General features: G+C 72.1%; 8 protein-coding genes. 5 read left to right on the forward strand and 3 right to left on the reverse strand.

Translation table 11 applies throughout. From position 1 onward, the window contains the following. Nucleotides 1-175: 175 nt before the first annotated feature. Nucleotides 176-2,503, reverse strand: a complete 2,328-nt coding sequence (locus tag AB4Z14_RS14580) for a DEAD/DEAH box helicase (RefSeq protein ID WP_442275810.1) — start codon at nucleotides 2,501-2,503, stop codon at nucleotides 176-178. 176 nt (nucleotides 2,504-2,679) lie between these two features. Between AB4Z14_RS14580 and AB4Z14_RS14585 the strand changes: the two genes are divergently transcribed. The 5 genes from AB4Z14_RS14585 to AB4Z14_RS14605 all read left to right on the forward strand — a co-directional run bounded on the left by AB4Z14_RS14585 (nucleotide 2,680) and on the right by AB4Z14_RS14605 (nucleotide 9,396). Then, nucleotides 2,680-3,051: an anti-sigma factor antagonist gene (locus AB4Z14_RS14585; RefSeq protein WP_020145193.1), complete on the forward strand. Its 372-nt coding sequence runs from the start codon at nucleotides 2,680-2,682 to the stop codon at nucleotides 3,049-3,051. After that, complete coding sequence (locus AB4Z14_RS14590; protein ID WP_442275833.1) at nucleotides 3,048-4,634, forward strand: DUF7059 domain-containing protein; 1,587 nt, start codon at nucleotides 3,048-3,050, stop codon at nucleotides 4,632-4,634. The genes AB4Z14_RS14585 and AB4Z14_RS14590 overlap by 4 nt, the downstream gene beginning before the upstream one ends. A 76-nt stretch (nucleotides 4,635-4,710) precedes the next feature. Continuing rightward, entirely contained in the window at nucleotides 4,711-5,457 is a 747-nt protein-coding gene (locus AB4Z14_RS14595) for a TetR/AcrR family transcriptional regulator (protein ID WP_442275811.1), read from the forward strand. Nucleotides 5,458-5,542: 85 nt separating this feature from the next. After that, a complete protein-coding gene (locus AB4Z14_RS14600) occupies nucleotides 5,543-7,273 on the forward strand; it encodes an ABC transporter ATP-binding protein (RefSeq protein ID WP_442275812.1) in 1,731 nt (576 codons plus the stop codon). Next, nucleotides 7,273-9,396: an ABC transporter ATP-binding protein gene (locus tag AB4Z14_RS14605; protein ID WP_442275813.1), complete on the forward strand. Its 2,124-nt coding sequence runs from the start codon at nucleotides 7,273-7,275 to the stop codon at nucleotides 9,394-9,396. The genes AB4Z14_RS14600 and AB4Z14_RS14605 overlap by 1 nt, the downstream gene beginning before the upstream one ends. 471 nt (nucleotides 9,397-9,867) lie before the next feature. Here AB4Z14_RS14605 and soxR read toward each other — a convergent pair whose 3' ends face one another. Both soxR and AB4Z14_RS14615 read right to left on the reverse strand, forming a co-directional pair. Next, nucleotides 9,868-10,299 carry a redox-sensitive transcriptional activator SoxR gene (gene soxR / locus AB4Z14_RS14610; protein ID WP_056773821.1) on the reverse strand — a complete coding sequence of 144 codons (432 nt, stop codon included), beginning with the start codon at nucleotides 10,297-10,299 and terminating at the stop codon, nucleotides 9,868-9,870. Further along, nucleotides 10,300-10,863 (reverse strand): AAA family ATPase, encoded by a 564-nt coding sequence (locus tag AB4Z14_RS14615; RefSeq protein ID WP_442275814.1) that lies wholly within the window; start codon nucleotides 10,861-10,863, stop codon nucleotides 10,300-10,302. Between the last annotated feature and the right edge of the window lie 14 nt (nucleotides 10,864-10,877).

The raw sequence follows: 10,877 nt of genomic DNA on the forward strand, positions 1-10,877 counted from the left end.
GCGGCGCCCCCCGTGATCCCGACCCACGGTCCGGCGCCGGCGTCCGCCGGAGGACCCTGCGCGTCGGACGACCCGGACGACCCGGACGGGCCGGACGGGCCGGACGCCCGCGGCGGCCGAGACGGGCCCGGACGCCCCGGACGCCCCGGACGTCCGGGTCCGCCCGGTGGCCGGTTCACCGCGCACCCCCGGCCGCTGGGCCCGCGTGACGCAGGACGAGGTCGAGCAGGGCCACGGCGCCGCGCTTGTCGAGCGGCTCGTTGCCGTTGCCGCACTTGGGCGACTGGATGCACGACGGGCAGCCCTCCGGGCACTCGCACGAGTCGATGGCGTCGCGGGTCGCGCTGAGCCACGGGCGGATCCGTCGGTAGCCGCGCTCGGCGAAGCCGGCTCCGCCGGGGTGTCCGTCGTAGATGAGGATGGTCGGCAGCCCCGTGTCCGGGTGCAGTGCGGTGGAAACCCCGCCGATGTCCCAGCGGTCGGCGGTGGCGAAGAGCGGGAGCATCCCGATGGCGGCGTGCTCGGCCGCGTGCGCCGCCCCGGGTATGCCGTCCTCCGCCACCCCGGCGGCCGCTAGGTCCATGGCGGGCATCGTCCACCACACGGCCTTCGTCGCGAGCGACCGGGGCGGCAGGTCGAGGGGGTGCTCGCCGAGCACCTCTCCGCCGGGCAGGCGGCGCAGGAACGAGGTGACCTGGTGGCGCACTGTCACGTGGCCGAACGAGCACCGGAGTGGCCCCCACTCCTCGTGCTCGGTCTCGTGGACGATCTGGAAGTCGCTGACCGACTGCGCCTGGGTCGTCCAGCCGGGGTCACCGCGCACCGCGAAGGCGGCATGGTCGTCGAGGTCGAGCTCGGTGATCACCCACGTCTGGCCCTGGTGCAGGTGCACGGCGCCGGTGTGCACCTGCGAGTGCGCGCTCGAGTCGTCGACGGTACCGACGACGCGCCCGGTGCGGGTCTCGATGATCCGCACGGGCTCGCCGGCCCCACGCAGCGACAGGTGGTCGGCCGGCCGGTCCTCACGCCCCCAGAACCAGCCCCGCGGCCGCTTCTTGATGATGCCGCGGGCGACGAGCGCGTCGAGCAGCACGCGCGTCTGCGGCCCGAAGATCTCGACGTCGGCCTCGGTCACCGGCAGCTCAGCGGCCGCCGCGGCCAGGTGGGGACCGAGCACGTGCGGGTTGTCGGGGTCGACGACGGTGGCCTCGATGCCGCGGCCGAAGATCGCCTCCGGGTGGTGCACGACGAACGTGTCGAGCGGGTCGTCGGCGGCGACGAGCACGGCCAGCGACCGCTCTCCGGAGCGGCCGGCCCGCCCGGCCTGCTGCCACAGCGACGACAGCGTGCCCGGCCATCCCGCGAGCAGCACGGCGTCGAGGCCGCTCACGTCGACGCCGAGCTCGAGGGCGTTCGTGGCCGCGAGGCCGAGCAGCTCCTTCGCGCGCAGGGACCGCTCGAGCTCGCGTCGCTCCTCCGGGAGGTAGCCGCCGCGGTAGGCGGCGACCCGGTGCTCGTCCGTGACGGGCACCCGCTCCTTGGCGATCCGCGCCACGACCTCGACGCCGGCCCGCGACCGCGCGAACGCCACCGTCTGCACGTGCTCGCGCACGCACCCGGCGAGCAGCTCGCCCGTCTCGGTGATGGTGCTGACTCGCGACGGCTGCCCGGTCTCGTCGACGAGCAGCGGGGGCTCCCAGAGGGCGAACGTCATCGACGCGCGGGGCGAGCCGTCCCGCGTCACCGGGGTCACCGGCATACCGAGGAGTCGGGAGGCGTGCTCCTCCGGCTCGGCCACGGTGGCGGACGCGAAGACGAAGGTCGGCTCGGAGCGGTAGCGCGCGGCGACCCGCCGCAGCCGTCGCAGCACCGCTGCCATGTGGGCCCCGAAAACGCCCTTGTAGACGTGGCACTCGTCGACGACGACGTAGCGCAGCGCCCGCAGGAACGAGCTCCACCGCTCGTGCCCGGGCAGCAGGGAGTGGTGGAGCAGGTCGGGGTTGGTGAGCACGAGGTTGGCGTGGTCGCGGATCCAGCGCCGCTCGTCGGTGGGGGTGTCGCCGTCGTAGGTCGCGGGGCGCACCGCGGGCAGCGCGAGCCGGTCGATGCGGCTCAGCTGGTCGGCGGCGAGCGCCTTGGTGGGGGAGAGGTAGAGCGCGGTGGCACCGCGCCCGTTCGGTGCGCCCGCCCCGGCGATGATGTCGCTGAGCATCGGCAGGTGGTAGCCGAGGCTCTTCCCGGAGGCCGTCCCCGTGCTGACGACGACGTGCCGGCCGGCGTGCGCGGCCTGTGCCACCTCGACCTGGTGCGACCAGGGTGCCTCGATGCCGGAGGCGAGGAGGGAGCCGAGGAGCGCCGGGTCGACCCATTCGGGCCACTCCCCGAGCACAGCACGGCGAGCGGGCACCTCGTGCACGTGCACGAGACGCTCGGGATGGTCGCCGACGAGCGTGCGCAGGAGGTCCTCCGGCACGGGTCCCGCGGGCGCTGACTCCCCGTTCATGTGGAGCAACCGTATGCCGTCGGGGTACGGTAACCGACGAGCGGGGCATGTTACTGCGCGGTCGGTCACGCGGGGGGAACGTGACGGATGGAGAACGGTCAGCACGACGTCAGGACCGGACCCGCGCAACCCGCGACCAGAAGCTGTGCACGTGTGGGCACAAGGAAGGGGCACAGGTGGATCTCTCGATCACCCGAGCCGACCACGGCGAGCAGACCGTGGTGCACCTCGGCGGCGAGATCGACGTCTACACCGCGCCACTCGTGCGCGAGAAGCTCGACGAACAGATCCAGAGCGGGCGCACGCAGCTCGTCGTCGACCTCACGGACGTGACCTTCCTCGACTCGACGGGGCTCGGGGTGCTCGTCGGGCGGCTCAAGCTGACCCGAACGCGGGGCGGTTCGATGCGCCTCGTCGGCACCGACGACCGCGTCCTCAAGGTCTTCTCCATCACCGGTCTCGACAAGGTCTTCGAGATCCACCCCACCCTCGACGCGGCGCTCGCCGCGAGCGTGGCCGGGGCGAGCGCGCCGGGCGAGGGGTCCTGAACGACACCCCCGTCGTCGATCGGTCCCTCGTCGCGCTGCTGCGCGCCGACCTCTCGGCGGCTCGTTTCACCGTCGACGGCATCGCCGACCGGCTCGGCGCGGTGGCGTCCGCGGCCCTGCACCGTGAGCAGCCGCTGCCGGCACTCCTCGCGACGGAGTCCTCAGCCACGTCGGTGGACGATGCGTGCGGCGTCCTCGTGCGCCTCTTCACCCTCGGTCGACCCGTGCGCGCGTCGGCCCTCGGCGCCGCCCTGTCCTCGCTCGGGGTCGAGGGGGCGGTACGCCTCGGGCTCGTGCGCCTCGAGGGCGGCCGCGCCGGCTTCGCCGCCGACCGGTGGGCGCCGCCCGAGCGCGACGTCGTCGCGACGTGCGACCTGCGCCCGTACGGCGACGACGCCCACGACTGGTGGGTCGCCTCCGACCTCTCCGAGCTCGTCGTCGGTGGGCCCCTGCGTCCCGACCACGTGCTCGGCATCGGCGGCGCCTCGACGACGCTCGCGTCGTGGACCGTCCGGCGTCCGGTCGACCGCGCGCTCGACCTCGGCACCGGCTGCGGCGTGCAGGCCCTGCACCTGACCGGCCACGTGGGCGCGATCGTCGCCACCGACATCTCGGAGCGGGCGCTCGCGTATGCCGGCTTCAACCTCGCGCTCGCTGCCTCCGAAGGCGTGGGTGCGGTCCCCGACGTCCAGCTGCTCTCCGGAGATCTGCTCGATCCCGTTGAGGGCCAGGAGTTCTCGCTCGTCGTCAGCAACCCGCCCTTCGTCATCACACCCCGCGACGAGGGTGTGCCGCTCTACGAGTACCGCGACGGTGGTCGCGCGGGTGACACCCTCGTCCGCTCCCTCGTGCGCCAGGTCGGCTCGGTGCTCGAGCCCGGAGGCGTCGCCCAGTTCCTCGGCAACTGGGAGGTCCCGGCCGGGCGCACGTGGCGCGACGTCTGGGGTGACTGGCTCGACGAGCAGGCCCGGGACGGGATCGCCCTCGACGCCTGGGTCATCCAGCGCGAGTCCCAGGACCCCGCCGAGTACGCCGAGCTGTGGGCCCGCGACGGCGGTGCCCAGCCCGGCAGCGAGGCACACTCGCTGATGTATGCCGCGTGGCTGCGTGACTTCGCCTCGCGCGGTGTCGAGCACGTCGGGTTCGGGGTCGTCACGCTCCAGCGGCCGGCCGCCGACCGCGGCACGTGGCGCTCCCTCGACGAGGCGCACGGGCCCGTCGCCGCCCCGATGGGACCGGCGATCGATGCGGGGCTGCGGGCCCGGACGTGGCTCGCCGAGCACTCCGACGAGGACGTCCTCGACGTCGCGTGGTCGTGCGCCCCCGACGTGACCGAGGAGCGGCACGGGGTCCCGGGTGCCGAGGACCCGAGTGTCATCCTCGTCCGGCAGGGCGGAGGGCTGGGACGCGTCGTCCGCGCGGGGACGCTGCTGGCGGCATACCTCGGCGTGGCCGACGGCGAGCTGACGGCGGGGGCGGCGCTCGACGCCATCGCGACGGTGCTCGGGCTCGATGCCGCCGACGTGCGCGCGGAGGTGCTCCCGCAGGTGCGCGACCTCGTGGCAGACGGGCTGCTCGTCTGACGTGCGCGGGCCGACCCGGGGGCTGGTCTCGCCAAACCACTTGTGAGTGAGCGCTCACTCATTCATGATGGACAGCGTGTCGACACGTGTGGAGGGCCAGCGACCCGGTCAGCGGGCGGCCCCGATGAACCCCGACGACCGCCGGGACGCCCTCATCGAGGTCTTCGTCCGGCTCGCCCACCGTGAGGGGCGCAAGCCGACGACGAGCGAGATCGCCCAGGAGGCCGGCGTTGCCGAGGGCACGATCTTCCGGGTCTTCCCGACCAAGGAGGTCCTCGAGAAGGAGGCCGTGCAGGCGGCGTTCTGTCCGGCCCCCGTCCGGCGCCGCATCTCGGCCATCGACCCCGAGGGATCGCTCCGGGACCGGCTCGTCGACTTCACCCGCATCATGCAGCTGCGCTTCACCGAGGTCTTCGGCCTCATGGGTGCCCTGGGCCTGAGCCAGCCGCCCAACCGCGGACCGCACCAGGCCTGCTACGACGCGGGGCGGCACCTGCGCGGGCACGCGGACGAGGAGGAGGAGCACGTCGCCGCGCACCAGCCCCTCCTCGAGACCATCCACCACCTGGTCCACGACGATGACCTGCTCGTCGTCCCGGCCGCCGACCTGGTCCACCGGATCCGGCTGCTCACCTTCTCGGGCAGCCACCCCGGCATCGCCGACGGACAGGTCCTGACCCCCGAGGAGATCGTCGACACCGTCCTCTTCGGCCTGATGCGGCGGCCGAGCACCACGGAGAGCGGCCTGTCGATCGCCGAGCTCCACGCGCAGCTCGGCGGCGACCCGCGGGTGCTCGCCGCCGACGAGGGGTCGCGACCGTGACACACCAGTTGACCCTCACCCCGCGTGAGTCCCTAGCGTTCCCGAGCGACACCACACCACCCGTCGCGCACCGAAAGGCACCGACATGCTGATCCGACTGCTCCGCAGTCACCTGCGTCCCTACTCGGGCCAGATCGTGCTCATCTGCCTGGCCCAGCTCGTCAGCACCATGGCTTCGCTCTACCTGCCGAGCCTCAACGGCGAGATCATCGACCAGGGCGTCGCCAAGGGCGACACGGCCTTCATCATCAGCCACGGCGGCATCATGCTCGCCGTCAGCCTCGTGCAGATCGCCGCGTCGATCGCCGCCACCTTCCTCGCGGCCCGCGTCGCGATGGGGATGGGCCGCGACATCCGCGGCAACGTCTTCGGCACGGTCGTCGACTTCTCGGCGCAGGAGGTGACGCGCTTCGGGGCCCCGACGCTCATCTCGCGCAGCACCAACGACGTGACCCAGGTCCAGATGGTCGTCTTCATGGGCTTCGCCCTGCTCGTCACGACGCCGATCATGATGGTCGGCGGCATCATCATGGCCCTGCGCGAAGACGTCGGGCTGTCTTGGCTCGTCGCCGTCGCAGTGCCCCTGCTCGGCCTCGTCGTCGGCCTCGTCATCTCCCGGATGGTGCCGTGGTTCGGGCGGATGCAGACCTCGCTCGACGGGGTCAACCGCGTCATGCGCGAGCAGATCACCGGCATCCGCGTCGTGCGCGCCTTCGTCCGCGAGGAGCACGAGGAGGCCCGCTTCGCCGAGGCCAACGGCCTGCTGACCAACGCCGGCCTCCAGGTCGGACGCCTCATGGCGCTCGTCTTCCCGATCGTCATGGTCATCTTCAACCTCTCGACCGTGGCCGTCATGTGGTTCGGCGGGCACCGCATCGCGTCCGGTGACATGCAGATCGGCGAGCTGACGGCCTTCCTGTCCTACCTCGTCCAGATCCTCATGGCCGTCATGATGGCGACCTTCATGGCCACGATGATCCCGCGTGCCGCGGTCTCGTCCGGCCGCATCCAGGAGGTCCTCGACACCGAGTCGTCCGTCGTCGAGTCCGTGCAGCCCCTGAGGATGGCGCCCGTCGCCGCGGGCCTCGAGCTCGCCGGTGTCGACTTCCACTACCCGGGCGCCGAGGCGGCCGTGCTGCACGACGTCAGCTTCCGGGCCGACCCGGGTCGCACGACGGCCATCATCGGCTCGACGGGTGCCGGCAAGACGACGCTCCTCGGCCTGATCCCGCGTCTCTTCGACGCGTCCGCGGGCAAGGTGCGGGTCGGTGGCGTGGACGTGCGCGACCTCGAGCTCGACGACCTGTGGAGCAAGATCGGGCTCGTCCCGCAGAAGCCCTACCTCTTCAGCGGCACGGTCGCGACCAACCTGCGCTACGGCAACCCTGACGCCACCGACGACGAGCTGTGGGACGCCCTGCGCATCGCGCAGGGCCAGGACTTCGTCGAGGCGATGGGCGGCCTCGACTCCGCCATCGCGCAGGGCGGCACCAACGTCTCGGGTGGCCAGCGACAGCGTCTCGCCATCGCCCGGGCCATCGTCAAGCGCCCCGACATCTACCTGTTCGACGACTCGTTCTCGGCCCTCGACCTGTCGACCGACGCACGCCTGCGCCGGGCCCTGCGGCCCGCCACGGTGGGCAGCACCGTCGTCATCGTGGCCCAGCGCGTCTCGACCATCGTCGACGCCGACCACATCATCGTGCTCGAGGACGGCCGCGTCGTCGGCCAGGGCACGCACGACCAGCTCCTCGACTCCTGCGTCACCTATCAGGAGATCGTCGAGTCCCAGCGCAGCGCGGAGGAGGCGGCCTGATGGCCGAGGGAGTCAAGACGGCCGAGGAGAAGGCCGCAGAGGTCCGCCGCGGACCCGCACGCCGGGGCGGCCCGCCCCACATGCAGATGGGCCAGCCGGGCGAGAAGTCGCTCAACTTCGGCCCGTCGGCCAAGCGCCTGCTCGGTCGGCTGCGGCCGCACCGCGTCAAGGTCGTCGTCGTCCTCGTGCTGGCCGTCGCGAGCGTCGCGCTCAGCTCGATCGGGCCGAAGATCCTCGGGCGCGCGACCGACCTCATCTTCGCCGGTGCCATCGGCAGCACCATCGAGGCGCCGCCCGGCACCACCAAGGAGCAGGTCGTCGACAGCCTGCGTGCGCAGGGACAGACGACGTATGCCGACTTGCTGAGCAACGTCGACTTCACCCCGGGTGTGGGCATCGACTTCGATGCCCTCGCTCGCGTGCTGCTGGTCGTCGTCGCGCTCTTCGTCGCCGCGTCGCTGCTCATGTGGATCCAGGGATGGATCCTCCAGGGCGTCCTCCAGCGCACGATGTACGACCTGCGCCTGGAGGTCGAGGCCAAGCTCAACCGGCTGCCCCTCCCGTACTTCGACAACCAGCCCCGCGGTGAGCTGCTGAGCCGCGTCACCAACGACATCGACAACGTCGGCCAGTCCCTGCAGCAGACGATGTCGCAGCTGCTCACGTCGCTGCTCACGGTCGTCGCCGTGCTGGGCATCATGTTCTGGATCTCCTGGGAGCTCGCGCTCATCGCGCTCGTCTCCATCCCGATCTCGATCGTCGTGACGGCACTCATCGCCAAGCGCTCGCAAAAGCTCTTCATCCAGCAGTGGCGCAACACGGGTGAGCTCAACGGCATCGTCGAGGAGACCTTCACCGGGCACGGGCTCGTCAAGGTCTACGGCCGCCAGAAGGAGACCCAGGCGAACTTCAAGCAGAAGAACGACGAGCTCTTCGAGGCATCCTTCGGCGCCCAGTTCATCAGCGGCATCATCATGCCGGTCATGATGTTCGTCGGGAACCTCAACTACGTCGCGATCGCCGTCGTGGGTGGCCTCCGCGTCGCGTCGGGCACGATGAGTCTCGGTGACGTCCAGGCCTTCATCCAGTACTCCCGGCAGTTCACGCAGCCGCTGACGCAGGTCGCGTCGATGGCCAACGTGCTCCAGTCCGGCGTGGCCTCGGCCGAGCGCGTCTTCGAGGTGCTCGACGCCGACGAGCAGGAGCCCGACGCCGCCACACCGTCCCGCATCGACGACCCGCACGGAGCCGTCGCCTTCGAGTCGGTCGCCTTCTCCTACACGTCCGAGAAGCCGCTCATCGAGGACCTCGACCTGTCGGTGCAACCCGGTCAGACGGTCGCCATCGTCGGCCCGACCGGCGCCGGCAAGACGACGCTCGTCAACCTCATCATGCGGTTCTACGAGCTCGACGGCGGACGAATCACCCTGGACGGCGTCGACATCCGCGACCTGACCCGCCACGACCTGCGCGCGCGGATCGGCATGGTGCTGCAGGACACGTGGCTCTTCGGCGGCACGATCCGCGACAACATCGCGTACGGCCGTCCCGGTGCCACCGACGAGGAGGTCATCGCGGCCGCCAAGGCGACCTACGTCGACCGCTTCGTCCACTCCCTGCCCGACGGCTACGACACCGTGCTCGACGACGAGGCGTCCAACATCTCGGCCGGCGAGAAGCAGCTCGTCACGATCGCGCGCGCGTTCCTCTCCGACCCGGCGCTGCTCATCCTTGACGAGGCCACGAGCTCGGTCGACACGCGCACCGAGCTGCTCGTCCAGCACGCCATGGCGGCGCTGCGGTCCGACCGGACGAGCTTCGTCATCGCGCACCGTCTGTCGACGATCCGTGACGCCGACCTCATCCTCGTCATGGAGGACGGGCGCATCGTCGAGAAGGGCACGCACGCCGAGCTGCTCGCGACCAGCGGCGCCTACGCGACGTTGTATGCCGCCCAGTTCGCGGGTGCCGCGGCCGACCTTGACGAGACGGCGGGGGCACCCGGCGCTGCGGACGGCATGCCCGAGATGGCGACTGTCGGGGCCGGTGCGCCCGGCCCGGCCGGCGGACCCGGCGTCCCGACGCCCGACTCGGCGGTGCCCGCCGAGCCGAAGGGCGACTGAGCCCGGGCGCCGACCGGGACGACGAGCACGAACTGCGCGCACGACAGGCCCCGCCGTCCCGACTGGACGGCGGGGCCTCTCGTGCGCCGCGGTGGCCGGGGCCGGGGACGCCACGGCCCCCGTGTGGTGGAGCAGCACGCCCACCGGTGCGAAGTCGCCGGGCAGCGCGCGAGAGCGCCAGCCGTCCGTCTCGTGGACCGTGAGTCCCGCGCCGGTGAGCGCCTCGACCAGCCAGCCCAGGGCCGGGGGCGGGGGCGCCAGCAGGGCCGACGGTCGGTCCGTCTCGGGTGACGGCGGTGCGGCCGGAGCTCCGCCGGCTCGCGGCGCAGTGGGCATGGAGGCCTCCTTGGATCGCGGCCGGACTCTCCGGCGACGACCGAAGCCTCCCGACCGCCAGTAACAACGCCCTAATCGCGTCTGCCGCGCTGCCGCGCTTCGACCCGTGCTGAGCCTCGGACCCCGCGGCCGGGGTCAGGGCTCGAGGAGGACGGCCCCGGGGCCGTGGTCGGCCAGCACGTCGGACGGGTTGTTGAGCGCGCACGTGCGCAGGCTGAGGCAGCCGCAGCCGATGCAGGAGTCGAGCTGGTCGCGTAGCTTCTCGATGCGGCGGATCTGCTCGTCGAGCCGGCCGCGCCAGGCGCGCGAGAGGCGGGCCCAGTCCGACGCGGTGGGGGTGCGGGCGTCCGGGAGGGTGGACAGTGCTGCCCCGATCTCCTCGAGGGACAGCCCGACCCGTTGGGCCGCCCGGATGAACGACACCCGCCGGATCGTGGCCCGCTCGTAGCGCCGCTGGTTGCCCGTCGTGCGCACCGAGGCGATGAGCCCGAGGTCCTCCCAGTAGCGCAGCGCGGAGGTGGCCGCACCGGTGCGCTCGGCGACCTGCCCGATCGTCAGGCCCGACACCTAGGCGATCCTCGCCTCGGTCAGGCGGGCGAGGATCTCCTCGACCGTCTCGTCCGGCGTCTGCTGCGAGCTGTCGAGCCAGAGGCCGATGTGCGGCGTCTCGGTGCGCACCTTGTGGTCGAAGTCGCGGATCGACCAGAGGTCGCCGTAGCCGACCTTGACGCGCTCGGACTCGCGCTGCATCACGGTGCCGACGTCGGGCGCGAGCATGACGAGGCTGAGCGGTCGCGCCGTCAGCCGGTCGAGGAAGGGCTGCAGGGTCGTGCCGACGAAGAGGTCCTGGACGACGACGGTGAAGCCGGCCGCGGCGTACTCGTCGGCGGAGTGGGCCGCGATGGCGTGGCGCAGCGCGAGCTGGCGTTCGGCCTCGGGGTCGCCGTGCGGCGACATGTCGACGCGGCCGCGCACGACGACGCGGCGGAACTCGTCACCGCGCAGGTGCACTGCGCGCGTGAAGCGCTCCGCGAGGAGCTGGGAGACGGTCGACTTGCCCGCAGCCATGACGCCGGTGACGACGATGACCTGCGGGATGTCGACGGCGGTGTGGAGGGCCCGGTCGCTCACATCGCACCACCCTA

The sequence above is a fragment of the Terrabacter sp. 2TAF16 genome (assembly GCF_052115065.1).
In the GTDB taxonomy this organism is placed as follows: domain Bacteria; phylum Actinomycetota; class Actinomycetes; order Actinomycetales; family Dermatophilaceae; genus Terrabacter.

Coding starts and splice junctions, on each gene's coding strand:
- AB4Z14_RS14580 (WP_442275810.1), bottom strand. CDS start 2,503: ATGAACGGGGAGTCAGCGCCCGCGGGACCCGTGCCGGAGGACCTCCTG.
- AB4Z14_RS14600 (WP_442275812.1), top strand. CDS start 5,543: ATGCTGATCCGACTGCTCCGCAGTCACCTGCGTCCCTACTCGGGCCAG.
- AB4Z14_RS14605 (WP_442275813.1), top strand. CDS start 7,273: ATGGCCGAGGGAGTCAAGACGGCCGAGGAGAAGGCCGCAGAGGTCCGC.